Genomic DNA, 24631 nt, shown 5'->3' on the forward strand with positions numbered 1-24631 from the left:
CTCAGCCCTGCTCCGGCTCCGGCTCCGCGGCCGGCTCCTGCGCCAACTCCCGCACCCGCTCGGGCAGCGGGCCGGTCCCGGCGTACTCGGCGGCCCGCTCCAGCAGCGCCGCCAGTTCGTGGTCGACCAGCTCGGGGCGCTCCAGCATCACCAGGTGCCCGGTCTCCGGGGCCAGCACCAGCCGGGAGTCCGGCAGCGCCGCGGCGATCGCCTCGCTGTACTCGGGCGGGGTCAGCAGGTCCCGGGTGCCGGCCAGCACCAGGGCGGGCAGCCCGTCGAGTGCGGCCAGCGCGCCCTGCTTGTCGTGCAGCGAGAACGCCGGGTAGAACTCGGCGACCACGTCGATCGGGGTGGCGTCCAGCAACTGCTCGGCGAACCGGGCCACCGCCGGGTCGACGTCCTTGCCGCCGAACGAGAACCGCCGGTAGAACACCGCGGCGACGTCCGAACCCCACCGCCGGGTCGCCTCCACCAGCTCGACCTGACGGCCCAGCAGGCGCACCACGCCGGGTGCGACCCGCTTCACCACCCGCGCCCCGGCGGCCGGCAGGCCCAGCGTCACCGAGTCCCAGCCGCCCGCGAGGGTGCCCACCAGCGCGACCCCGGCGACCCGGCCGTCCGACGCGAACAGCTCGGGGTGCTGCGCGGCCAGCGCCATCACGGTCATCCCGCCCATCGAGTGGCCGACCAGCACCACCGGACCCTCGGGGACCACCGCGTCCAGCACCGCCTTGAGGTCGCCGCCGAGCTGGTCGATCGAGGCGGGCTCGCCGTCCAGGTACGAGCGGGAGCGCTCGGAGCGGCCGTGGCTGCGCTGGTCCCAGAAGACCATCCGCAGCCGGCCGCGCAGGGCGGCGCGCTGGAAGTGCCAGCTGTCCTGGTTCAGGCAGTAGCCGTGGCAGAACACCACGGTCAGCGGGCTGGGCCCGTCGGCCTCGTCGACCTCGGTGTACAGCTGGGTGCCGTCCGCCGCCGTCACCCGCCGCGGGGTGCCGCGCAGCGAGCCGAACGGCGCGGCCGCGTCGAGCTCCTCGCGGGCCCGGCGGCGCATCGCCCGACCCACCGTCAGCCGCTCTATGGCCACACCGGCCGCCGCGCCCGCGGCGAGCACGCCCAGCGAGATGCCGATCAGCCCGGCCCGGGACACCCCGGAGGACGCGGACGACTCACCGGCCATCAGGCACCGACTCCGCCGACGTAGCGGCGCGGCACCCGGCCGCCGATCCGCGTGATGATCTCGTACGCGATGGTGCCGCAGGCCCGGGCCCAGTCCTCGGCGGTGGGCTCGCCCCGCTCGCCGGAACCGAACAGCAGGACCTCCTCGCCGACGTCGGGGGTGTCCCCGCCGAGGTCGACCACGAACTGGTCCATCGCGACCCGGCCGGCCACCCGGTACCAGGTCGAGCCGATCTGCACCGGCCCGGTGTTGCTGGCGTGCCGCGGCACGCCGTCCGCGTAGCCGAGCGGGACCAGGCCCAGGGTGGTCGGCCCGGCGGTGGTGTAGTGGTGGCCGTACGAGACGCCGTGGCCGCCGGGCACCCGCTTCACCAGGGCGAGCCGGGCGGACAGCGACATCACCGGCCGCAGCCCGAAGTCGGCGGGCCCGCCGAGGTCCGGCACCGGGGACAGGCCGTACATGGCCAGGCCCGGGCGGACCAGGTCGTAGTGCGACTGCGGCAGCAGCAGGGTCGCCGGGGAGTTGGCCAGGTGCCGCACCTCGGGGTCCACGCCGGAGCGCTCGGCGAAGGCCAGCGCCTGGGCGAAGGAGTCCAGTTGGGCCTGGATCGACGGGTGGCCGGGCTCGTCGGCGGCGGCGAAGTGCGACCACACGCCGACCACCCGCAGCAACCCGTCGGCCTGCGCCTTGACCGCGGCGTCGACCAGGTCGGGCCAGTCGTGCGGCTGGCAGCCGTTGCGGCCCAGGCCGGTGTCGGCCTTGAGGTGGACCCGGGCCGGGACACCGGTCTCCCGGACGGCGGCGAGCAGCTCGTCCAGCGCCCACCGGCCGCTGATCGAGATGTCGACGGACTCGCGCAGCGCCTGCGCCCACGGGCCGCCCGGCGTCCACAGCCAGCACAGCACGCGGGCCTGCTCCGGCCCGATCCCCGCGGCCCGCAGCGCCAGCGCCTCCTCGGGCGTGGCGGTGCCGAGCCAGCCGGCGCCGGCCGCGACCGCCTCGCGGGCACACCGAACCGCGCCGTGGCCGTAGGCATCCGCCTTGACCACGGCCATCAGTTCGGGGCCGCCGGTCCGGGCCCGCAGCGCGGCGAGGTTGTCACGCAGGGCTTCCAGGTCGACGGTCGCCTCGGCGCGGACCCCCTGGGTCAGCGCGGGCGTCCCGGTGGTGTTCGCAGTCGTCATCGCGTATCAGTCTCCCAGACACCCGCCGCTCCCCCCATCAGGGGCACGGCCGACCGGGGACCATCGACACCCGTCCGCCCGAACCGCCCACCCGGACCTCACCTCCCGCACCCGCCCGCATCACCACAGCGAAACCCACCCACCACGCTGCGCGACCACCGGCGCCACGGCTGACAGCACTCACCACGCGGCACCCGCCCTTCCGGTTCCACGACGCCCGCGCGGCGCTCAGCGGCTCACCCGCCACCCCCGGGCACGTCCGTCCCTCTACGCCCCCGCCCTCCGACTCTCCTCGCTCCCACCCCTCTGTCCCTCTACGCCCCCGCTCCCCGGCCACTTCGCCCCCACCCCTCTGTCCCTCTTCGCCCCCCCGTCCCCGGCCTCCTCGCCCCCAGCCCCATCCCTCTTCGCCCCCATCCCTCTTCGCCCCCCACCCCTCTGTCCCTCTTCGTCCCCCTCCCCCTCCTACGCGGTGAGCGACTGCCAGACGGGGTGCAGCGCGTCCGCGATGTCCAGCGCGGTGATCGGCGCGCCGGGGCCCGCGGCGTGACGGCCCGCCAGGCCGTGCAGGTAGGCGGCGGCGCCGGCGGCGTCGAGCGGGGCGAGGCCGGCGGCGAGGAGGGAGCCCGCCAGGCCGGAGAGGACGTCGCCGCTGCCGGCGGTGCCGAGCCAGCCGGTGCCGGTGGGGTTGACCCGGACCTGGCCCTCGGGCGCGGCGACCACCGTCGTGGAGCCCTTGAGCAGCACCGTGGCGCCGTACCGCGCGGCGAGCAGCCTCGCGGCCCACAGCCGCCGCGCGGCGACGGTCTCGGCGTCGGTGTGCTCGGCGGCGCCCGCCAGCAGCCGGGCGGCCTCGCCCGCGTGCGGGGTGAGCAGCGTCGGGGCCGGGCGGTCGCGGAGCAACTCGGGGCCGATCCGGGCGAGTTCGGTGAGGCCGTCGGCGTCGACCAGCACCGGCACCTCGGCGGCGAGCGCCTCCCGCAGCGCCCGTTCGGCGCCGTCGCCGCCGCCGGGGCCGACCACCCAGGCCTGTGCCCGGCCGGCGTCGGCCGGTCCGCCGTCGGTCACCAGGGTCTCCGGGAAGCGCCGCACCACCTCGGCGGCGGCGCTGCCCGCGTACCGGACGGCCCCGGCGCCGCCGCGCAGCGCGCCGGCCACGGCGAGGGCCGCGGCGCCGGGGTAGCGCGCGGAGCCCGCGGCGACGCCGACCACGCCGCGCCGGTACTTGTCGCTCTCGGCGCCGGGCGCGGGCAGCAGCGCGGCCAGGTCGGCGTGCTGCAGCACCTGGACGGGCGCGGGCGGCAGGTCCAGTCCGATGTCGACCAGGTGCACCACGCCCGCGTACGTGGCGCCGGGGTCGATCAGCAGGCCGGGCTTGTGGGTGCCGAAGCAGACCGTGACGTCGGCGCGCAGCGCGGCGCCGGGGACCTCGCCGGTGTCGGGGTCGACGCCGCTGGGCACGTCGACGGCGACCACCGGGCCGCGGCGCCGCATGGTGGCGAACGGCGCGGCCGCGGGGCGCAGTCCGCCGCGGCCGCCGATGCCGACGATGCCGTCCAGGACGAGGTCGGCGCGGGTGAAGGCCTCCGGGTCCTCGACGACCCGGCCCCCGGCGGCGAGCAGGGCGGCCAGGCCGGCGGCGTGCGCCTTGGCGGGGTCGAGCAGCAGTGCCTCGGCGCGGGCGCCGCGGCGGGCGAGCCGGGCGGCGGCGTACAGCGCGTCGCCGCCGTTGTCGCCGGAGCCGGCCAGCACCAGGATCCGGCTGCCGTAGACGCGGGGCAGCAGGCTCGCGCAGGTGGCGGCGAGTCCGGCGGCGGCACGCTGCATCAGGGTGCCGTCGGGGAGGGCGGCCATCAGCGCGGCCTCGGCGGCGCGGACCTGGTCGACCCGGTGGGCGTGGCGCATGCGTCGGTCTCCTACGGCTCGGCGGCACGGGACCCGCGGCTCGACCCGCCGGGGCCGCCGCCGGACGGAGCCATCCTCTCGCGCGCCCGCCCCCGCCGCAGGCGCTCCGGCACCGCGCGCCCGTCCCCGGCCACAGTCCTCTCGGCCCGACCCGGACGACCCGGCCCGACCCGGACGACCGGGGTCAGCCCTCGGCGATCACCACGGCCGAGGCGACACCGGCGTCGTGACTGAGCGACACGTGCCACGACGTCACCCCGAGGACGGCGGCCCGGGCTTCGACCGTGCCGGTGACGTGCAGCACGGGCCGGCCGGAGTCCTCGACCCTGACCTCGGCGTCCTCCCAGCGCAGTCCGGGCGGCGCGCCGAGCGCCTTCGCCAGGGCCTCCTTGGCGGCGAACCGGGCGGCCAGCGAGGCGGTGCCCCGGCGCTGGCCGGACGGGAGCGTCAACTCGTTGGGGGTGAACAGCCGTTCGGCGAGCCCGGGGGTGCGTTCCAGGGACTCCCCGAACCGCCCGATGTCCGCCACGTCGATGCCGACCCCGATGATCACGCGCTGCTCCCGTCCTGGTCCACGGCCCGGACGATACGCCAACGGGCCCCGACCGGAGGGTTGCGGTCGGGGCCCGTCGGCGGAATCGGCTACTCGACGGTGACGGACTTCGCCAGGTTGCGCGGCTGGTCCACCTCGTGGCCCTTGGCGGTGGCGAGTTCGCAGGCGAAGACCTGCAGCGGCACGGTGGAGACCAGCGGCTGCAGCAGGGTCGGGGTGACCGGGATGCGGATCAGGTGGTCGGCGTAGGGGACGACCGCCTCGTCGCCCTCCTCGGCGATCACGATGGTCTTCGCGCCGCGGGCCCGGATCTCCTGGATGTTGGAGACGATCTTGTCGTGCAGGATCGAGCGGCCGCGCGGCGAGGGCACCACGACGACCACCGGCAGGCCTTCCTCGATCAGCGCGATCGGGCCGTGCTTGAGCTCGCCGGCGGCGAAGCCCTCGGCGTGCATGTAGGCGAGCTCCTTGAGCTTGAGCGCGCCTTCCAGGGCGACCGGGAAGCCGACGTGCCGTCCGAGGAACAGCACCGAGCGGGCGTCGGCCAGCGAACGGGCCAGCTCCCGGACCGGCTCCATGGTGCCGAGCACCTGCTCGACCTGGCGGGGGGCGTCGCCGAGCTCGCGGATCACCGAGGAGATCTCGTCGCCCCACTTGGTGCCGCGGACCTGGCCCAGGTACAGCGCGACCAGGTAGCAGGCGACCAGCTGGGTCAGGAACGCCTTGGTCGAGGCGACCGCGACCTCCGGACCGGCGTGGGTGTACAGCACCGCGTCGGACTCGCGCGGGATGGTCGAGCCGTTGGTGTTGCAGATCGCCAGCACCTTGGCGCCCTGCTCGCGGGCGTGCCGGAGCGCCATCAGGGTGTCCATGGTCTCGCCGGACTGCGAGATGGCGATGACCAGGGTGCGGTCGTCCATGATCGGGTCGCGGTAGCGGAACTCGCTGGCCACCTCGACCTCGCAGGGGATGCGGGTCCAGTGCTCGATCGCGTACTTGGCGATCATGCCGGCGTGGAAGGCGGTGCCGCAGGCGACGATCACCACCTTGTCGATCTCACGCAGCACCTGGTCGGGGATGCGCAGCTCGTCGAGGGTGAGCCGGCCGTCGGTGCCGATCCGGCCGAGGAGGGTGTCGGCGACGGCCTTCGGCTGCTCGGCGATCTCCTTGAGCATGAAGTAGTCGTAGCCGCCCTTCTCGGCGGCGGAGGCGTCCCAGTCGACGTGGTACTCGCGGACCTCGGCGGGCGTGCCGTCGAAGTTGGTCACCGTCACGCCGGAGGTGCGCAGCTCGACGACCTGGTCCTGGCCGAGCTCGATCGCCTCGCGGGTGTGCGCGATGAACGCGGCGACGTCGGAGGCGAGGAAGTTCTCGCCCTCGCCGACGCCGACCACCAGCGGGGAGTTTCGGCGGGCGCCGACCACCACGTCGGGGGCGTCGGCGTGCACCGCGACCAGGGTGAAGGCGCCGTCCAGCTGCCGGCACACGATGCGCATCGCCTCGGCCAGGTCGCCGTCGTAGGCCTCGGCGAGCAGGTGGGCGACCACCTCGGTGTCGGTCTCCGAGCGCAGCGTGTGGCCGCGGTCGGCGAGCTCGGCGCGCAGCCGGGCGAAGTTCTCGATGATGCCGTTGTGGACCACGGCGACCTTGCCGTGGTCGTCCAGGTGGGGGTGGGCATTGGCGTCGGTAGGCCCGCCGTGGGTGGCCCAGCGGGTGTGTCCGATGCCCGTGGTGCCGGCCGGCAGAGGGGTTTCGGCCAGCGACTTCTCCAGGTTGACGAGCTTTCCGGCCCGCTTGTCGGTGGCGAGGAACCACTGCCCGTCGGCTCCCCGCGTCTGCACCGCGACGCCGGCCGAGTCGTAGCCCCGGTACTCCAGCCGTCGCAGTCCTGCGATCACTACGTCGAGGGCCGCCTGCGGGCCCACATATCCAACAATTCCGCACATGTGCGCCAGCATATGCGGGCCCCTGAGCGGCCCGTACGGCCTGGTGAGCGCACCGGGTGACCGACACCACAACGCCCGGTGGCCCGGGCACCGCTCACAATGGACGTTGTGCTGACCGAACTCTGTACGACGGGCGCGCCCGCCGCGCCCACCCCCTCGCCGTACGTGGATCTGGACCGCGCCGAGTGGAGCGCGCTGCGCGAGCGCACCCCGATGCCGCTCACCGCCGAGGAGGTCGAGCGCCTGCGCGGCCTCGGCACCGCGCTGGACCTCGACGAGGTGCGCGACGTCTACCTGCCGCTGTCCCGGCTGCTGAACCTGTACATCCACGCCACGCACGAACTGCGCGGCGCGGTCGGCACCTTCCTCGACGTCGCCGACACCGAGCGGGTGCGCACCCCGTTCGTCATCGGGGTGGCCGGCTCGGTCGCGGTCGGCAAGTCCACCACCGCCCGCCTGCTGCAGGCGCTGCTGGCCCGCTGGCCCGAGCACCCCCGGGTCGAACTGGTCACCACCGACGGCTTCCTGCTGCCCAACGCGGAGCTCCGCCGGCGCGGCCTGATGGCCCGCAAGGGCTTCCCGGAGTCGTACGACCGGCGCGCGCTGATGCGGTTCGTGGCCGACGTCAAGGCGGGCAAGGAGCGCGTCACCGCCCCGGTGTACTCGCATCTGGTCTACGACATCGTGCCGGAGGAACGGCTGGTCGTGGAGCGCCCGGACATCCTGATCGTCGAGGGCCTGAACGTCCTCCAGCCCGCGCTGCCGGGCACCGACGGCCGGACCCGCCTCGCGGTCGCCGACTACTTCGACTTCTCGATCTACGTCGACGCCCGCACCGACGACATCGAGCGCTGGTACCTGGACCGGTTCCGCAAGCTGCGCGAGACCGCCTTCCAGGACCCCAACTCCTACTTCCGCCGCTTCACCGAGGTCCCGGAGGAGGAGGCGATGGACTACGGCCGCCAGGTCTGGCGCACCATCAACAAGCCCAACCTGTTGGAGAACGTCCTACCGACCCGCGGCCGGGCCACCCTGATCCTGCAGAAGGGCGTGGACCACAAGGTCCGCAGGGCGCTGCTGCGCAAGCTCTAGCGGGCCGTCAGGAGGGCGGCTGGGCCACCGGCCAGGGACGCAGCTTCAGGGTGCCCAGCCCGGTCGAGAAGGCCTTCCGGGTGGCCGGGTCGGCGGCGAACCGGTAGTCGTACTTGCCGCCCTCCTCGACGCTGTGCTCGAACCAGACGAAACCGGGCACCTTGGGGTGCTCGGATATCCACTGGAACATGTCGGTGATCCAGGCCGCCTTGCCGGGGTCGGGCATCGCGCCGGTCTCCGACACGAAGACCGGCTTGTCGGCGATCTCACGCAGCGCCACGTACGTCGGGTCGAGCACCTCGGACGCGGTCTTCTCGCCGAAGCCGTAGGCGTCCATACCGAGCCAGTCGACGTAGGCGTCGCCGGGGTAGAGCTTGTGCAGGTCGCCCTTGACGCCGCGGAGCACGTTGGGGCTCCACAGCCAGATCACGTTGTCGGCCCGCTCCGCGGCGAAGACGTCGTGCACGTGGCGCCACGCGGCCGCGTAGTCGCCCGGCTGGTTGCCGTTGACGCCGCTGCCCCACGGGTACCAGTCGCCGTTCATCTCGTGCGCGAAGCGGAGCACGATCGGGAGGCGCTGGTCGCGCACCGCGCGGGCGAAGCGGGTGATGTACGCGTCGAAGTCACCGGCCGCGATCCGGCCGGTGGAGTACCACGGCTGGTCGGCGTCGTACGGGGCGTCGCCGGGCTCCCAGGTGAGCATCGGGACGGCGCCCTGGCGGTAGATCTCGCGGACCGTGTCCGGGTCGAACTCCTTGCGCCAGTCCAGGAAGTACTGGAGCATCGTCGGCTTCGTCCCGGCCGCCGCGGCGACCGCGTCGGTCTCCGCGCTCGCCGGGGTCTGGTAGGTGCTCACGCCGAAGTACACGCCCGAGGCGCGCAGCAGCTCCGACTTGGTCACCTGGCCGGCCGCGGCGGACGACGTCGCCGAGGCCTGTGCGCTCGGCCCCCGGTCCGCCTGTAGGACCGCCCCGGCCGGAGCCGGAGCGGAAGGCGACGAGCAGCCTGCCGCTGCCGCGAGCAGCAGCACGCACGCGGCCGCGGCGGTCCTCCGGCTTCGCCGGGTCATTCGGGACGTCCCTTCGACGTGCTTCAGTTCCCCTTGGCGAGCAACTGGTCGAAGTACCCCGCGAGTTCCTTGCCCGAGCTCTGCGCCAGCGGATCCTGGTCGCCGGCGCCGCCACTGATCGGACCGGCCACGGTGAGCAGGAGGTACCGGCCCTCCACCTTGTTGGTCAGCGAACAGGCCACGTTACGGCAGAACTCGCCGACGTTGTCCTTCCCGAACAGCGGCTGGATCTGTCCCTTGAATCCGCCGCCCGCCTTGGCCGCGTCCGCCTCGCTCTTGAACACCGCGACGCCGACGGTGACCGCCTCGTTGCCGGAGAAGTAGGTGGCCCGCATCAGCTGCGAGCAGTCCGCGCCGGTCAGGACGTCGCCGAGGCCGTTGCCGGTGGCCTTCCAGCACGGGATGTCGGTGACCGTGGTCTTGCGGACGTAGTTGTGGCCCTCGATGGTAAGCGACGGGTCGGCGAAGAGGGCGTTGGCGGTGATCGCCGGAGGCAGCGACTTGGCCGGCGACGCGCTCCCCGAAGGCTTCGCCGACGAGGAGCCGGAGGCGGTGGCGGAGTGGGAGGCGATCGGGTTCGGGTCGGGGCTGTCCCCCTGGTTCAGCACCGCGACGGCGATCGCGCCGGCACCCAGCACCACGACGCCGATACCGACACCGAGACCCGCCATCAGGCGCTTGCGCTTGGTCTGCGCCTCACGCTGGTCGGCCAGCTGCTGCCAGTCCGGCTCGGTGGGATGGGCGGGCGGCATGCCCTGGAAGGGGTACTGTGGCTGCGGCTGCCACTGCTGCTGCTGCGGGAACTGCGGTGCGCCCTGCACCGGCTGACCCGGCGTCTGCTGGTCAGGCATCTGCGGCGGCATGCCGTAGGGCGGTTGCGGCTGTCCGCCGGGCGCGCTCGGATTCTGCGGTACACCCATCCCATCGCTCATGTGCGTGAATGCTAGGGCATTTGCGCCCATCCGGTGCAGCCACCTCCACGCCGAACCGAAATGTCCGCATTCCGCCGCCGGTCGGCCCCCTGACCGTGATTCAACCGTCACAGATCCCGTCCGCTGGCCGCCCTGCCCGTCGGATAAACTCGCCCGGCGAAAGGTTCGCGCAAGACGCAACCGGCCGCGCCACGTGACGCAGACCGGCCAACGCGACTTCGACGTCGGCCCTGGGGGCCCCATTTGTCCAGCAGTACCGAGTCGGCGCGCCGCGGCCAGCGACGCAGCGCCGTCCCCGCAGCGCGCCGTCGGCGCGAGCCCGTCGCGACCCCGCAGTTGGGCCTACTGCCGCAGCCGCCGAGCGATGCCGAGAAGTACTCGTACGGCAAGCGCCACCTCTGGGTGCTCACACTGAGCTCGCTGATCAGCTTCGGGTGCCTGACGGCCAGCCAGGTCAGCCTGGTGTCCAGCACCCCCTGGCTGTGGATCTACGCGCCGTTCCTGGCCTTCACGGTGATCTACTACCTGATCTCCCTGCGGGTGACGGGCTTCAACGGCGACTTCGACCTTAAGGGCCACCGCCAGCTCGTACGGAACTGGCGGCCCGAGGATTACCCCACCGTCGACGTCTTCCTGCCGGTGTGCGGCGAGCCGATCGAGATCCTGCACAACACCTGGACCCACGTGCGGGCGATGGCCGACCAGTACCCGGGGATGTGCATGCCGTACGTCCTGGACGACTCGGCCAGCCCCGAACTGGCCGCCATGGCCGCCGACTTCGGGTTCCGGTACGGCACCCGGCCGAACCGCGGCTGGTTCAAGAAGGCCGGCAACCTGCACTTCGGCTTCGCGGGCTCGGACGGCGAGTTCATCCTCATCCTGGACGCCGACTTCACCCCCCGCGCCGACCTGCTGTCGGAGCTGCTGCCGTACCTGGACGCCGACCCCAAGCTCGGCATCGTCCAGTCCCCGCAGTTCTTCCGCGTGCTCGACTCGCAGAGCTGGATCGAGCGCGGCGCCGGCGCCGTCCAGGAGCTGTTCTACCGCTCCGTGCAGGTCTCCCGGCAGTCCCGTGACGGCGCGATCTGCGTCGGCAGCTGTGCCGTCTACCGCCGGGCCGCGCTGGAGGAGAACGGCGGTACCACCCTCATCGAGCATTCCGAGGACGTGCACACCGGCTTCGACCTGCGCCGCCTCGGCTGGGGTCTGAAGTACGTGCCGCTGGCGCTGGCCACCGGCGTCTGCCCGGACACCGCCGGTGCCTTCTACAACCAGCAGTACCGCTGGTGCTCCGGCTCGATGAGCCTGCTCGGCAGCAAGAAGTTCTGGGACACCAAGCTCCGGTGGGGCAGCCGGCTGTGCTACATGTCCGGCTTCTTCTACTACATCCACACCGCGATCTTCGTCTTCCTGATGCCGGCCATCCCGCTCGCGCTGCTGGTCTTCCACCCGGAGATGTTCCTGGTGAACCGCCTCTGGCTGGTACTGCCCAGCCTGGTGTACACCACCATGGTCTTCCCCCTCTGGCACCGGGTCCCCTACCGGCTCGAGGCCTGGTCCTGCCGGATGATGTACGGCTGGGCGCACTTCTTCGCGATCTGGGACATCGTGCGCCGCAAGCGGATGGCCTGGCAGCCCACCGGGTCGTCCGGCGCCAAGAAGAACAAGACCCGACGGCTGTGGATCGGCCTGTGGGTGTGGGGCGGCGGCACCGCGCTGGCCTGGGTGGGACTGTCGGTGTGGCGGATCCTCACCGGCTACCCGCCGGACTACGCCCTGGTGCTGGCGTCCGGGCTGTTCTACGCCCTGGTGGTCGGCCGCACCCTCCTCCAGCCCCGAAGCGAGATCACCGCGTGAAACCGACCCTCCGAGCCAAGGCGGCCTGCCTCCTGCTGGCCGGTGTCCTCGCCGTGCTGGCCGGCTGCAGCCGGCCCGGCGGATCCGGCGGCGGCGACGCCTTCGGGAAGGGCGACACCCTGGTCGCCCCGTCCGACACGGCCCAGGCGCCGGTCGACATCACCCCGCTGCTCCAGCCTGCCAAGAAGTACCTCGGTGTCGCCCTGGACGGCGCCCCGGCCTCCATGGACCCGGTCAAGGGCTTCACCACGATGGTCGGCAAGCAGCCCAACATCATCGAGAACTACGCCAGTTGGGGCGACCAGTTCGACTCCACCGGCATCCGGCTGAGCTGGCAGAACGGCGCGCTGCCGTACATCGCCTGGGAGCCGTACAAGACCCCGCTCGCCGACATCGCCAAGGGCGCTTCGGACGCGTACATCAAGACCTTCGCCTCCGCCGTGCAGAAGACCAACGTCCCGGTGGCGATCAGCTTCGGCCACGAGATGAACGGCCACTGGTACGACTGGGGCACCAAGACCAACAGCGCCGAGGACTTCGTCGGCGCCTGGCACCGGATCCACGACATCTTCCAGGACCGCGGGGCCTCCAACGTGATCTGGGTGTGGAGCCCGAACATCGTCAACCCGGTGCCCAAGGTCGCCCTTCAGCCGTACTACCCCGGTGACGGCTACGTCGACTGGGTCGGCATGGTCGGCTACTGGACCGAGTGCTGTGACAAGAACTTCGACCAGCTCTACGGCCCCACCATGACGCAGATCCGGCAGTTCAGCGCCAAGCCGTTCATCATCAGCGAGACCGCGGCCGAACCCGGGAAGAAGGCCGCGAGCTTCGTCGAGGAACTGTTCGGCGGCGTCGAGAAGCATCCCGACGTACTCGGCTTCATCTGGTTCAACATCAGCAAGCGGGCCGACTGGCGGCTGGAGAAGACGGCCTCCACGCTCTCCGCCTTCAAGCAGCAGGCCGCCGACCCGCAATACGGCTTCGATCCGAGAAACCCCTGATGACCCAGCAACGCGACACCTACATCCCGCAGCAGCCGGACCCGGTCGACAACGGACCGGAGGATCGCTACCGGCAGGAGCGCGACTTCGGCTGGTTCGAGGACCGTCCGGCCGAGCCCGAGGCGCCGCACGAGCCCGGCTACACCCTGCCCGACGTCCCCGACGTCGGGTGGGACCCGCTGCCGAGCAGCCGCCGCACCTGGGTCAGCCGGCTCGTGCTGCTGCTCATCCTGGTCGCCCAGGCGCTGTTGACGCTCCGGCTGAGCAACAGCGCCTTCGAGGACGAGGCCCTGTACCTGTACGCGGGACACCTCCAACTGCACCACCTGCAGGGCGGTGCGGCGCTCCCGAACTCGTTCGCCGCGTACTTCTCCGGCTCACCGCTGCTCTACCCGCCGCTGGCCGCCGCCGCCGACGCCCACCTCGGCCTGGCCGGCGCCCGCGGGCTCTCGCTGGCGTTCATGCTCGGCACCACGGCGCTGCTGTACATGATGACCCGTCGGCTCTTCAACGAGCGGGTCGGGCTGGTCGCGGCCGGCTGCTTCGGCGTCATGCAGTCCACCCTGTTCATGGGCGCGCTCGCCACCTACGACGCGATGGCGCTGTTCCTGATCGCGGTCGGCGCATGGCTGGCGGTGCGCACCGCCCGCCGCGGCTGGTGGCTCTCCACCCTGACCATCCCCCCGGTGCTGGTGCTGGCCGTCGCGGTCAAGTACGCGGCCCTGATGTACGCCCCGATCGTGGTCGCCCTGGCCTGTCTGGCAGCCGTCCCGTACCACGCCTGGCGATCGCTGCTGCGGCTGTTCCTGATCCCCGCGGTCGCGGTCGGCGCGACCGTCACCGTGTTGAAGCTCACCGGCAGCGACGTCCTCCAGGGCCTGCAGTCCACCACCACCGGCCGCGCGGTCGGCCACGGCGTACCGCTGGAGATGGCCCGCGAGTGTGCCGAGTGGGGCGGCCTGCTGTTCGCCCTGGCCCTGCTGGGCACCGTGCTGTACGCCAAGAAGGGCCGGATGAGCGAGGCCCCGACGCTGATGGCGGTGCGGGTGCCGCGCCGCCTCTGGCGCACCCTGATGGGCCTGCTGCTGACCGGCACGGCCCTGCTGGCCCCCGCCTACCAGATCTACATCCACGAGAACGTCTCGCTGCACAAGCACATCGGCTACGGCCTGTTCTTCGCCGCCCCGATGGCCGCACTGGGCATCACCCGCGTGGTCGGCTCGCACTTCCGCCACCCGCAGCTGGGCATCCTCGCCTGGGTCACCATGCTGGTGCTCGGCATGGTGCAGTCGAGCAACCTGTACCACGCGTGGCCGAACTCGGACCAGCTGATCACCACCCTGGACAAGCAGCTCGTCCCCGACGGCCACTACCTGGTGGAGGCCAACTCGGTGCCGCGGTACTACCTGCGGCAGAAGGTCGACTTCAACCAGTGGACCTCCACCTACACCATCACCTACCAGACCAAGGACAAGAAGGTCCTGACCGGTGAGCCGGGCTTCAAGGCCGCCCTCACCGACGGCTACTTCGACGTCGTGGTCTTCGACCGCACCGTCACCGGTGCCCTCGACGACCGCCTGGTCAAGCAGCTGCGCAGCGAGGGCAAGTACCGCCTGCTGGTGAGCATCCCCTACCAGAACACCTACGGTAAGGGCTTCTACCAGGTCTGGATCCCGGTCAAGAAGAGCGGCGACACCGCCGCCGCCGCCAAGAACTGAGGCCCGGCACACCGTCAGGGACGGTGTGCCGGGCCCTCGGTCAGGCCTGACGGCCGGTCAGCCCAGGTGGGTGCGGACGGCGTCGGCGAGTCGCTGGCAGACGCCCTGCGCCTGCTCGTGGTCGGCCGCCTCGACCATCACCCGGACCAGCGGCTCGGTGCCCGACTTGCGCAGCAACACCCGCCCGGTGGAACCGAGTTCGGCCTCCGCCTCGCTGACGGCGAGCTGCAGTTCGAGGCAGGACTCGACCCGGTCCTTGTCCACGCCCTTGACGTTGATCAGCACCTGCGGCAGCCGCGTCATCACCGCGGCCAGGTCGGCCAGCGGCTGCTTGGTGGCGGCCAGCCGGGCGCCCAGCATCAGACCGGTCAGCGTGCCGTCGCCGGTGGTGGCGTGGTCGAGCAGGATGACGTGGCCGGACTGCTCGCCGCCGAGCGCGAAGCCGTGCTGCTTCATCTCCTCCAGCACGTACCGGTCGCCGACCGCGGTCTGCACCAGCTCGATGCCCTCGCGCTCCATCGCCAGCTTGAAGCCGAGGTTGGACATCACGGTGGCGACCGCGGTGTTGCGGCGCAGCGTCCCGGCCTCCTTCATCGCGACCGCGAGGATGGCGATGATCTGGTCGCCGTCCACCTCGTTGCCGTCGGCGTCCGCGGCCAGGCAGCGGTCGGCGTCGCCGTCCAGGGCGATGCCGAGGTCCGCGCGGTGCTCCTTCATCGCGGCGCGCAGCTTGTCCAGGTGGGTGGAGCCGACACCGTCGTTGATGTTCAGGCCGTTGGGCTCCGCGCCGAGGGTGTACACCACCTCCGCGCCGGCCCGGGCGAACGCCTCCGGGGCGACCCGGGCGGCCGCACCGTGCGCGCCGTCGATGACGACCTTCACACCGTCAAGTCGGTTCGGCAGCACGGCGACCAGGTGCGCCACGTACCGGTCGAAGCCCTCGGTGTACTGGCGGACCCGGCCGACCGCCGCGCCGGTCGGGCGCTTCCAGGTCTCGTCGCCGACGCCGTAGCGGAGGTAGTGGTCCTCGATGGCGTCCTCGATCGCGTCGTCCAGCTTGTGGCCGCCGCGGGCGAGGAACTTGATGCCGTTGTCGGGCATCGCGTTGTGGCTGGCGGACAGCATCACGCCGAAGTCCGCGCCGAGCGCCCCGGTCAGGTACGCCACAGCCGGGGTCGGCAGCACGCCGACCCGCAGCACGTCCACGCCGGCGCTGGCCAGGCCGGCGATCACCGCGGCCTCCAGGAACTCACCGGACGCCCGGGGGTCACGGCCGACCACGGCGACCGGGCGGTGTCCCTCGAACGCGCCCGCGTCACCCAGCACATGGGCCGCCGCCACCGACAGGCCGAGCGCCAGCTCCGCGGTCAGGCCCTCGTTGGCCACCCCGCGTACCCCGTCCGTACCGAAGAGTCGTGCCATGTTCCGTTCGTCCCGTCCTGTCGCGCCTGTCGGCTGGAGTGGTACCGCCCCACGGACCCCGCACCGGTCCGGGAGCACAACGCCCCGGAGCACGAAGGTGCTCCGGGGCGTGGGTGAATCGCAAGGGTGCGATTAGCGCTTGCTGTACTGCGGCGCCTTGCGGGCCTTCTTCAGACCGGCCTTCTTGCGCTCGACGGCGCGGGAGTCGCGGGTCAGGAAGCCGGCCTTCTTGAGCGGGCCGCGGTTGTTGTCCACGTCCGCCTCGTTCAGCGCACGGGCCACGCCGAGGCGCAGCGCGTAGGCCTGGCCGGAGACGCCGCCACCCGAGATGCGGGCGACGACGTCGTAACGGCCGTCCAGCTCGAGGAGCTTGAAGGGCTCGTTCACGGTCTGCTGGTGCACCTTGTTGGGGAAGTAGTTCTCCAGGGTGCGACCGTTGATCTTCCACTGGCCGGTGCCGGGGACGATGCGCACGCGGGCGATCGCCTCCTTGCGGCGGCCGAGGCCGGCGCCGGGGACGGCCTCGCCGAAGCGGCCGGCCAGCGACTCGGTGGTGTACTCGGTCTCGGTGGTGTACTCGTCGACGTTCTCGTCGAACTCGACCTCGAGGGTGCTCTCGATGGCAGTCTCGGCCACGGTGTTCCTCAGCTTTTCTACGTCAGTTGGGGCTTGGTGGCCGGAATTACTGCGCGACCTGGGTGATCTCGAACGGCACCGGCTGCTGCGCAGCGTGCGGGTGCTGGTCGCCCGAGTAGACCTTCAGCTTCGAGAGCATCTGACGGCCCAGGCTGTTCTTCGGGACCATGCCCTTGATCGCCTTCTCGACGGCCTTCTCGGGGTTCTTCGCGAGCAGGTCGTCGTAGCGGACCGAGCGGAGACCGCCCGGGAAGCCGCTGTGGCGGTAGGCCAGCTTCTGGGTCTTCTTGTTGCCCGAGAGGTGCACCTTGTCGGCGTTGATGATGATGACGAAGTCACCAGTGTCAACGTGCGGCGCGTAGATCGCCTTGTGCTTGCCCCGCAGGAGGTTAGCGGCCTGGGAGGCCAGGCGGCCGAGCACGACGTCGGTCGCGTCGATGACGTGCCACTGACGCTGGACGTCGCCGGGCTTGGGGCTGTACGTACGCACGGTCGTAGCCTTCGCTTTTCAGTGAGTGGGTCCTGACAGGAGCACCAAGGCCCGGGGCCTCCAGCCGATCCGCCCGGACGCAATTCGGGCAGCCGCTGGAGTTCGGCCTGTCGTCTCCGGCGTACCGACCTCTCACGTGAGATAGAGCGAGCCAATACGCACAACAAGGGCCAACAATACCCGCCCGGCCCCCGCTGCTCCAAACCGGCTCAGCGGTCGCGCACCACGCGTGACTCGTCCCACACCGGCTCCGGCGACTCGTACACCCGGCCGTCCGAACCGAACACCAGGAAGCGGTCGAAGCTACGGGCGAACCAGCGGTCGTGGGTGACGCACAGCACCGTGCCGTCGAACGCCTCCAGGCCCTGCTGCAGCGCCTCCGCGCTCTCCAGGTCCAGGTTGTCGGTCGGCTCGTCCAGCAGCAGCGCCGTCGAACCCGACAGCTCCAGCTTGAGGATCATCAGCCGGGCCTGCTGCCCGCCGGACAGCGACTCGAACTTCTGCTCCTCCTGACGGTCCAGCTCGTAGCGGCGCAGCGCGGCCATCGCGGCGCCCCGGGAGAGCGCGTGCTCCTCCTCGACGATCGAGCGGATCGTGCGGCCCAGCAGCTCGGGGTGGGCGTGGGTCTGCCGGAAGTGGCCGGGCACCACCCGGGCGCCCAGCTTCCAGCTGCCGCCGTGCCGGACCGTCTCGTCGCCCGCCAGCATCCGCAGGAAGTGCGACTTGCCGGAGCCGTTGGAGCCCAGCACCGCGACCCGCTCGCCGTAGTAGACCTCCAGGTCGAAGGGCTTCATCAGGCCGGTCAGCTCCAGGCCCTCCATGGTGAAGGCCCGCACGCCGGTGCGGCCGCCCTTCAGCCGCATGGAGATCGACTGCTCGCGCGGCGGCTCCTCCGGGCGGCCGGCCTCCTCGAACTTCTTCAGCCGGGTCTGGGCGGCGGCGTACCGGGTGGCCAGCGCGTGGCTGACCGACGCGGCCTGGCGCAGGTTGACCACCAGCTTCTTCAGCTTGGCGTGCTCCTCGTCCCAGCGGCGCCCGAGCTCCTCGAAGCGGGCGAAGCGGTCCTGGCGGGCCTGGTGGAAGGACTCGAAGCCGCCGCCGTGCACCCACACGCTGGAGCCGGCCGCGCCGGACTCCACCGCGATGATCTTCTCGGCGGTGCGGGAGAGCAGCTCGCGGTCGTGCGAGATGTACAGCACGGTCTTCGAGGTGGCCTGGATCGCCTCCTCCAGCCAGCGCTTGCCCGGCACGTCCAGGTAGTTGTCCGGCTCGTCGAGCAGCAGCACCTCGTCCGGACCGCGCAGCAGCGCCTCCAGCACCAGCCGCTTCTGCTCGCCGCCGGAGAGGGTGTTCAGCCCGCGCCACTGCGCCTTGTCGAACGGGATGCCGAGCGCGGCCACGGTGCACACGTCCCAGTCGGCCTCGTACTCGTAGCCGCCGGCGTCGGCCCAGTCGGAGAGCGCCTGCGCGTACGCCATCTGCGACTTCTCGTCGTCCTGGGCGATCATCGCCAGCTCGGCGGCGTCCACCCGGCGGGCCGCGTCGGCGATCCGCTTCGGGGCGACCGAGACCAGCAGGTCCCGCACCGAGGCGTCGGCGGGCAGCGCGCCCGGGGTGTCGGCGGTGTCCTCGCGGCCGGTGGTGCCGACGAACTGGCGCATCACGCCGAGCCCGCCGCTGACCTTCACCGAACCGCCGTGCGGCTGCACGTCGCCGGCGATCATCCGCAGCAGCGTGGTCTTACCGGCGCCGTTGGCGCCCACCAGCGCGACCGCCGCGCCCTCCCCCACGCGGAAGGACGCGTCATCGAACAGCACCCGCCCGTCCGGCAGGTAGTACTCCAGGTGCGAGATCTCGACGTGTCCCATGCCTCCGGATTGTGCCAAGCCCACGCCCTGCGACAAAACGGATTAGCCGGCCGCCCCGTCCGACCCCTGCTCGGCCGCCCCCGGCTCCACCGCCCCCGGCAGGGTCCGCATCCGCCGCGCCAGCCGGTTGCGCTCCGCGAGCTGCTCGTCGGCCGGGTAGCCGACCTCCTCCAGCGTCAGCCCGTACGGCCGGACCACGTTGACCGCGGAGTTGCGCACCCGCCCCGCCAGCACCTCGCTGGGGAACTCCGGCGGCCGGTGCCCGTCGCCGACCAGCAGCATCGCGCCGACCAGCGAGCGCACCATGTTGTGGCAGAACGCGTCCGCCCGCACCGTGGCCACCGCCAGCGAGCCCTCCTGCGCCGCGTACGGGTCGATCGGCACCCGCTCCCAGTGCAGCTCCAGCAGGGTGCGGATGGTGGTCGCGCCCTCGCGCTTCTTGCAGTACGCCGCGAAGTCGTGCTCCCCGAGCAGCAGCCCGGCGGCGTGGTTCATCCTGTCCAGGTCCAGCGGCCGGTCGTGCCACAGCACGTGGCCGCGCAGCATCGGGTCCACCCCGCCCGGGTGGTCGGCCACCCGGTACGCGTAGCGCCGCCAGATCGCCGCGAACCGGGCGTCGAAGCCGTGCGGCGCCTCGGAGATCCGGTAGATCCGCACGTCGGCCGGCAGCCGCCCCGCCATCCGCCGCAGCAGCTTGGCCCCGTGCTGCGCCCACAGCTCCTCGGGCAGGTCGACGTGGGCCACCTGCCCGCGGGCGTGCACCCCGGCGTCGGTGCGTCCGGCCACGGTCAGCGGGAAGTGCTCCTCGCTGCGGGTGACGATGCGCAGCGCGGTCTCGATCTCCTCCTGCACGGTGCGCCGTCCGCGCTGGCGGGCCCAGCCGGAGAACTCGGCGCCGTGGTAGGCGAGGTCGAGCCGGATCCGCCGGTACCCGTCGGCCGGGCCGTCCTTCACCGGCGGCAGCTCGGCACAGTCGTTGCGCACTTCATCTCCCATGGAAACGGAACGGGCCCGCTCCCCCAACGAGTTGGGAGAAGCGGGCCCGGACGAACACCTGGCGGTGTCAGGCCTGCTCGGCCTCGGTGGCCTCGTCGGCCTTCGCCTCGGCGGTCTCGGCGGCCTGCTCGGCCTCCTTGACGGCGCGCTTGGCGGCGGCCTCGGCCTCGGCGACGGTCGCCTTGGTGGCGATCTCGCCCTCGACCAGCTCGATCACGGCCATCGGGGCGTTGTCGCCACGACGGGGGCCGATCTTGGTGATGCGGGTGTAACCGCCGGGGCGGTTCTCGAACCGCGGCGCGATCTCGGTGAAGAGGGTGTGCAGGACCGACACGTCGGTGATGGTCTTGCGCACCAGGCGACGGTTGTGGATGTCGCCCTTCTTCGCCTTGGTGATCAGCTTCTCCGCCAGCGGGCGCAGGCGGCGAGCCTTGGCCTCGGTGGTGGTGATGCGGCCGTACTGGAACAGCTCGCGGGCCAGGCCGGCCAGCAGCAGCGGCTCGTGGTGCGGGCCGCCGCCGAGGCGGGCGCCCTTGGTGGGACGGGGCATGGATTCGCTCCTTGAATCTCCGACTGCGGCCGTACCAGGTACCGCAACGGGCGTACGGACACTGCGTCCGCACGACTTTCACAGCACCGGAGGCGGTTCGCGGGGAACCGCCTCCGGGCCGAGCTCACATCAGTACTGCTCGGTCTCCGCGTAGCCCTGGTCGTCCAGGTCGTCGGCGCCGAAGGCGTCGGCGGCAGCGGTCGGGTCGAACCCGGGCGGGCTGTCCTTGAGGGCCAGGCCCATGCCGGCCAGCTTCGCCTTGACCTCGTCGATCGACTTCGCACCGAAGTTGCGGATGTCGAGCAGGTCGGCCTCCGAGCGGGCGACGAGCTCACCCACGGTGTGGATGCCCTCGCGCTTGAGGCAGTTGTAGGAGCGGACGGTGAGTTCCAGCTCCTCGATCGGCAGCGCCAGGTCCGCGGCCAGGGCGGCGTCCGTCGGGGACGGACCCATGTCGATGCCCTCGGCGTCGACGTTCAGCTCGCGGGCCAGGCCGAACAGCTCGACCAGGGTCTTGCCGGCCGACGCCATCGCGTCGCGCGGACGCATGGCGGGCTTGGTCTCGACGTCGACGATCAGCTTGTCGAAGTCGGTGCGCTGCTCGACACGGGTGGCCTCGACCTTGTAGGTGACCTTCAGCACGGGGCTGTAGATCGAGTCGACCGGGATGCGGCCGATCTCCTGGCCGGAAGCCTTGTTCTGCACGGCGGAGACGTAGCCGCGACCGCGCTCGACGGTCAGCTCCATCTCCAGCTTGCCCTTGCCGTTCAGCGTGGCGAGGACCAGCTCGGGGTTGTGCACCTCGACACCGGCCGGCGGCGCGATGTCGGCGGCGGTGACCACACCCGGGCCCTGCTTGCGCAGGTACATCACGACCGGCTCGTCGTGCTCCGAGGAGACGACCAGCTGCTTGATGTTCAGGATGAGGTCGGTGACGTCCTCCTTGACGCCCGGCACGGTGGTGAACTCGTGCAGGACACCGTCGATCCGGATGCTGGTGACAGCGGCACCCGGGATCGAGGAGAGGAGCGTGCGGCGGAGCGAGTTGCCGAGGGTGTAGCCGAAGCCCGGCTCGAGCGGCTCGATCACGAACCGCGAGCGGAACTCGTCGACGACCTCTTCGGTCAGCGAAGGACGCTGAGCGATCAGCATGTTCTGGATCCTCCAGTTGTCTTCGACACCCACTATTTGATGCCGATAGAACTCAAGCGTACGGGCTCCCGTGCGAAACGGGAGCCCGTACCAGGTTTAAAACACCGGCCGCCTGGTAATCCCAGGCGTCGCGTCAGACGCGGCGGCGCTTCGGCGGACGGCAGCCGTTGTGCGGGGTGGGGGTGACGTCCTGGATCGAGCCCACCTCCAGGCCGGTGGCCTGGAGCGAGCGGATCGCGGTCTCACGGCCGGAGCCCGGACCCTTGACGAAGACGTCGACCTTGCGCATGCCGTGCTCCTGCGCGCGACGGGCAGCGGCCTCGGCGGCCATCTGCGCGGCGAACGGGGTGGACTTGCGCGAGCCCTTGAAACCGACGTGGCCGGCGGAGGCCCAGGAGATCACGTTGCCCGCGGGGTCCGTGATCGAGACGATCGTGTTGTTGAACGTGCTCTTGATGTGGGCGTGCCCGTGAGCGACGTTCTTCTTCTCCTTGCGGCGGATCTTCTTCGCGCCGGCAGCCTGACGACCCTTGGGGGGCATAAGTCTGTTCTCCTACTGAGGTGGTCGGTCCGCTAACCCGCGGGCCGGAGGGATGTCCGGTGACGGGACGGACTACTTCTTGCCCGGCTTCTTCTTGCCGGCGATCGCGCGACGCGGGCCCTTGCGGGTACGCGCGTTGGTGTGGGTGCGCTGACCGCGGACCGGCAGGCCACGACGGTGACGCAGACCCTCGTAGCAGCCGATCTCGACCTTGCGGCGGATGTCGGCGGCGACCTGGCGGCGGAGGTCACCCTCGACCTCGAAGTTCGCGTCCACGAACTTCTGCAGCTTGACGAGGTCGTCCTCGGTGATGTCGCGGACGCGGATGTCCGGGCTCACGCCGGTCTCGACGAGCGCCTGCTGGGCGCGGGTCTTGCCGATGCCGTAGACGTAGGTGAGGGCGATCTCGATCCGCTTCTCACGGGGGAGATCAACGCCGGAAAGGCGTGCCATTCAAGGCTCCTGTGGTTCTTCAGAGGTCTGACGTGCCGCCTACTCGCTGTCTCTCGACAGGGAGCCCCGGCCTCTGACCGGGGGTGGCAGTCCGTCCATCGGACGGATCGGGCGGCCCGCGTATGACGTTGGTGCGCGTCGCGCGAAGGTACTACGAGAAATGCTGGGGGGTGACTCAGCCCTGGCGCTGCTTGTGGCGCAGGTTGTCGCAGATCACCATGACCCGGCCGTGACGGCGGATCACCTTGCACTTGTCGCAGATCTTCTTGACGCTCGGCTTGACCTTCATGATTCAGGTTCTCCGGGGTCTAGATCTGACGGTTGTTACTTGTACCGGTAGACGATCCGGCCGCGGGTCAGGTCGTAGGGGCTGAGCTCCACCACGACCCGGTCATCCGGAAGGATGCGGATGTAGTGCATGCGCATCTTGCCGCTGATGTGCGCGAGGACCTTGTGACCGTTCTGCAGCTCGACCTTGAACATCGCGTTCGGAAGAGACTCGATCACGGTGCCCTCGATCTCAATGGCGCCTTGCTTCTTAGCCATGAACTGCGAGATCCACCCTTCGGGTCCGGCTACCGTATGCGGAACGCTCGTGCGAACCAGGCTTCACCTCTACCCTACGGGGCGAGGGCGTGCCGAAACACGCTACGAGAGAGCCGACGCACCATCGTAAACCAAGCACCGCGCCGAGGCGAAATTCAGCGCTGCGCCTTCACGGTGAGCGGCAGCACCGGCTCCACCGCCGCGGTGCAGGCCGCGCAGCGGCGGGCCGCCTCCGGGATGTCGGTCAGGCACTCCGGGCAGGGGCGCTTGGGCACCGACGGCTTCTTCGGCAGGTACCGCGCGGTGGCCTTGGTGATCGGCAGCACCACGCAGAAGTAGAGCACCGCGGCGGTCAGGAAGAACGCGATCAGCACGTTCAGGAACTGGCCGTACGGGAAGGTGACGCCGCCCGCGGTGAACTTGTACGCGCCGAAGTCGCCGGCCGCGCCGACCACCACGCCGACCAGCGGGGTGAGGAAGGCCGACACGAAGCCGGTCACCACCGCGGTGAAGGCGGCACCGATCACCACACCGACGGCCATGTCGATCACGTTGCCGCGCATCATGAAGTCGCGGAAGCCCTTGAGCACTGGTCTCTCCCCTGGGGTAGCTGCGGGTGTCCGCTGAAGAAAATAGGACAAGGGGCCCGGAGGTCCAAAACCTCCGGGCCCCGGTGAGAGAAGAGACTCAGCCCAGCGGGTCCGGCGCGGCGGTCACGCCCAGCTTGGCGAGCTCGGCCTTGCCGCCGTCGAAGGCGGTGAGCACCAGCGGGCCCTGCTCGGTGACGGCCACCGAGTGCTCCCAGTGCGAGGCCCAGGTGCCGTCGACCGTGACCACGGTCCAGTCGTCCTCCAGCACCTCGGTGTGCGGGGTGCCGAGCGAGACCATCGGCTCGATCGCCAGTACCGTGCCCGGCACCAGCTTCGGGCCCTTGCCGCGGCCGGCCACGTAGTTCAGCACGTGCGGCTCCATGTGCATGGCGGTGCCGATGCCGTGGCCGCCGTAGCCCTCGGTGATGCCCCACGTGCCCTTCGGCGGCAGCGGCTGGCGGCGGATGAAGCCCTCGATCGCGCGGGAGACGTCGACCAGCCGGTTGGCCTTCTTCATCTGGGCGATGCCGGCCCACATCGAGCCCTCGGTGACCCGGGAGAGCATCACGTTCTCCGGGGCGGTCTCGCCGACCGCGACGGTGATCGCCGCGTCGCCGTGCCAGCCGTCCAGGATCGCGCCGCAGTCGATCGAGATCAGGTCCCCGGCCTGCAGCACCCGGTCGCCCGGGATGCCGTGCACGACCTCCTCGTTGACCGAGGCGCAGATCACCCCCGGGAACCACAGGCCGCCGTGGTGGGCGCGGAAGTTGGAGGTGGCGCCGTGCTTGGCGATGACCCGGTCGGCGATCTCGTTCAGCTCGCCGGTGGTCACCCCCGGGGCCACCGCCTCGCGGCAGGCCTTCAGGGCCTCGGCGACGACCAGCCCGGCCGCCCGCATCTTCGCGATCTGCTCGGGGGTCTTGATCTCCACCATCTGGTCAACGCCTTCC

General features: G+C 71.4%; 24 protein-coding genes. 4 read left to right on the forward strand and 20 right to left on the reverse strand.

All coding sequences use genetic code 11. The annotated features are described in order from the left end of the window. Position 1: 1 nt before the first annotated feature. From ACWD4U_RS00920 to glmS, 5 genes are all read right to left on the reverse strand, one after another. Positions 2-1177: an alpha/beta fold hydrolase gene (locus ACWD4U_RS00920; RefSeq protein WP_363459865.1), complete on the reverse strand. Its 1176-nt coding sequence runs from the start codon at positions 1175-1177 to the stop codon at positions 2-4. Further along, positions 1177-2361, reverse strand: coding sequence for an alanine racemase (gene alr / locus ACWD4U_RS00925; RefSeq protein ID WP_363459866.1), 1185 nt, complete (start codon positions 2359-2361; stop codon positions 1177-1179). The genes ACWD4U_RS00920 and alr overlap by 1 nt, the downstream gene beginning before the upstream one ends. A 465-nt stretch (positions 2362-2826) precedes the next feature. Further along, positions 2827-4266, reverse strand: coding sequence for an NAD(P)H-hydrate dehydratase (locus ACWD4U_RS00930; RefSeq protein WP_363459867.1), 1440 nt, complete (start codon positions 4264-4266; stop codon positions 2827-2829). Between the two features lie 184 nt (positions 4267-4450). Beyond that, positions 4451-4819 carry a holo-ACP synthase gene (locus tag ACWD4U_RS00935; RefSeq protein ID WP_363459868.1) on the reverse strand — a complete coding sequence of 123 codons (369 nt, stop codon included), beginning with the start codon at positions 4817-4819 and terminating at the stop codon, positions 4451-4453. Positions 4820-4908: 89 nt separating this feature from the next. After that, entirely contained in the window at positions 4909-6765 is a 1857-nt protein-coding gene (gene glmS / locus ACWD4U_RS00940) for a glutamine--fructose-6-phosphate transaminase (isomerizing) (protein WP_363459869.1), read from the reverse strand. Positions 6766-6864: 99 nt separating this feature from the next. On the opposite strand from glmS, the gene coaA reads away from it, so the two are divergent. Continuing rightward, a complete protein-coding gene (gene coaA / locus ACWD4U_RS00945) occupies positions 6865-7857 on the forward strand; it encodes a type I pantothenate kinase (RefSeq protein WP_363459870.1) in 993 nt (330 codons plus the stop codon). Between the two features lie 7 nt (positions 7858-7864). Here the strand turns inward: coaA and ACWD4U_RS00950 are convergent, their stop codons facing one another. Beyond that, positions 7865-8758 (reverse strand): glycoside hydrolase family 26 protein, encoded by an 894-nt coding sequence (locus tag ACWD4U_RS00950; RefSeq protein WP_363459871.1) that lies wholly within the window; start codon positions 8756-8758, stop codon positions 7865-7867. Positions 8759-8949: 191 nt separating this feature from the next. Further along, entirely contained in the window at positions 8950-9777 is an 828-nt protein-coding gene (locus tag ACWD4U_RS00955) for a hypothetical protein (RefSeq protein WP_363459872.1), read from the reverse strand. A gap of 324 nt (positions 9778-10101) precedes the next feature. On the opposite strand from ACWD4U_RS00955, the gene ACWD4U_RS00960 reads away from it, so the two are divergent. The 3 genes from ACWD4U_RS00960 to ACWD4U_RS00970 are packed head-to-tail and all read left to right on the forward strand — an operon-like array spanning position 10102 to position 14437. Next, on the forward strand, positions 10102-11715 hold the full coding sequence (locus ACWD4U_RS00960) for a glycosyltransferase family 2 protein (RefSeq protein WP_449787057.1): 1614 nt from the start codon (positions 10102-10104) through the stop codon (positions 11713-11715). Further along, positions 11712-12719 carry a glycoside hydrolase family 26 protein gene (locus ACWD4U_RS00965; RefSeq protein ID WP_363459873.1) on the forward strand — a complete coding sequence of 336 codons (1008 nt, stop codon included), beginning with the start codon at positions 11712-11714 and terminating at the stop codon, positions 12717-12719. Before ACWD4U_RS00960 ends, ACWD4U_RS00965 begins: the two co-directional genes overlap by 4 nt. Then, positions 12719-14437: an ArnT family glycosyltransferase gene (locus ACWD4U_RS00970; protein WP_363459874.1), complete on the forward strand. Its 1719-nt coding sequence runs from the start codon at positions 12719-12721 to the stop codon at positions 14435-14437. Before ACWD4U_RS00965 ends, ACWD4U_RS00970 begins: the two co-directional genes overlap by 1 nt. 57 nt (positions 14438-14494) lie before the next feature. On the opposite strand, the gene glmM is transcribed toward ACWD4U_RS00970, so the two are convergent. The 13 genes from glmM to map all read right to left on the reverse strand — a co-directional run bounded on the left by glmM (position 14495) and on the right by map (position 24615). Continuing rightward, positions 14495-15859 carry a phosphoglucosamine mutase gene (gene glmM / locus ACWD4U_RS00975; RefSeq protein ID WP_363459875.1) on the reverse strand — a complete coding sequence of 455 codons (1365 nt, stop codon included), beginning with the start codon at positions 15857-15859 and terminating at the stop codon, positions 14495-14497. A 132-nt stretch (positions 15860-15991) separates the two neighbouring features. Beyond that, positions 15992-16495: a 30S ribosomal protein S9 gene (gene rpsI, locus ACWD4U_RS00980; protein WP_363459876.1), complete on the reverse strand. Its 504-nt coding sequence runs from the start codon at positions 16493-16495 to the stop codon at positions 15992-15994. A gap of 46 nt (positions 16496-16541) precedes the next feature. Continuing rightward, entirely contained in the window at positions 16542-16985 is a 444-nt protein-coding gene (rplM, locus tag ACWD4U_RS00985; RefSeq protein ID WP_363459877.1) for a 50S ribosomal protein L13, read from the reverse strand. Between the two features lie 209 nt (positions 16986-17194). Beyond that, positions 17195-18853: an ABC-F family ATP-binding cassette domain-containing protein gene (locus ACWD4U_RS00990; protein ID WP_363459878.1), complete on the reverse strand. Its 1659-nt coding sequence runs from the start codon at positions 18851-18853 to the stop codon at positions 17195-17197. A 42-nt stretch (positions 18854-18895) separates the two neighbouring features. Next, positions 18896-19837, reverse strand: coding sequence for a tRNA pseudouridine(38-40) synthase TruA (gene truA / locus ACWD4U_RS00995; RefSeq protein ID WP_363459879.1), 942 nt, complete (start codon positions 19835-19837; stop codon positions 18896-18898). 79 nt (positions 19838-19916) lie between these two features. Continuing rightward, on the reverse strand, positions 19917-20399 hold the full coding sequence (gene rplQ / locus ACWD4U_RS01000) for a 50S ribosomal protein L17 (protein ID WP_363459880.1): 483 nt from the start codon (positions 20397-20399) through the stop codon (positions 19917-19919). 129 nt (positions 20400-20528) lie between these two features. Next, a complete protein-coding gene (locus tag ACWD4U_RS01005) occupies positions 20529-21551 on the reverse strand; it encodes a DNA-directed RNA polymerase subunit alpha (protein WP_030457404.1) in 1023 nt (340 codons plus the stop codon). A gap of 133 nt (positions 21552-21684) precedes the next feature. After that, on the reverse strand, positions 21685-22092 hold the full coding sequence (gene rpsK, locus ACWD4U_RS01010) for a 30S ribosomal protein S11 (RefSeq protein WP_030232513.1): 408 nt from the start codon (positions 22090-22092) through the stop codon (positions 21685-21687). Positions 22093-22164: 72 nt separating this feature from the next. Then, positions 22165-22545: a 30S ribosomal protein S13 gene (gene rpsM / locus ACWD4U_RS01015; RefSeq protein WP_363459881.1), complete on the reverse strand. Its 381-nt coding sequence runs from the start codon at positions 22543-22545 to the stop codon at positions 22165-22167. 175 nt (positions 22546-22720) lie between these two features. Next, on the reverse strand, positions 22721-22834 hold the full coding sequence (gene rpmJ / locus ACWD4U_RS01020) for a 50S ribosomal protein L36 (protein ID WP_003956441.1): 114 nt from the start codon (positions 22832-22834) through the stop codon (positions 22721-22723). 35 nt (positions 22835-22869) lie between these two features. Continuing rightward, positions 22870-23091, reverse strand: a complete 222-nt coding sequence (infA, locus tag ACWD4U_RS01025) for a translation initiation factor IF-1 (RefSeq protein ID WP_003956442.1) — start codon at positions 23089-23091, stop codon at positions 22870-22872. Between the two features lie 155 nt (positions 23092-23246). Beyond that, on the reverse strand, positions 23247-23681 hold the full coding sequence (mscL, locus tag ACWD4U_RS01030; protein WP_363459882.1) for a large conductance mechanosensitive channel protein MscL: 435 nt from the start codon (positions 23679-23681) through the stop codon (positions 23247-23249). A gap of 97 nt (positions 23682-23778) precedes the next feature. Then, positions 23779-24615: a type I methionyl aminopeptidase gene (gene map, locus ACWD4U_RS01035; protein ID WP_363459883.1), complete on the reverse strand. Its 837-nt coding sequence runs from the start codon at positions 24613-24615 to the stop codon at positions 23779-23781. Positions 24616-24631 lie beyond the last annotated feature (16 nt).

The organism is Kitasatospora sp. NPDC002522, from assembly GCF_053595195.1.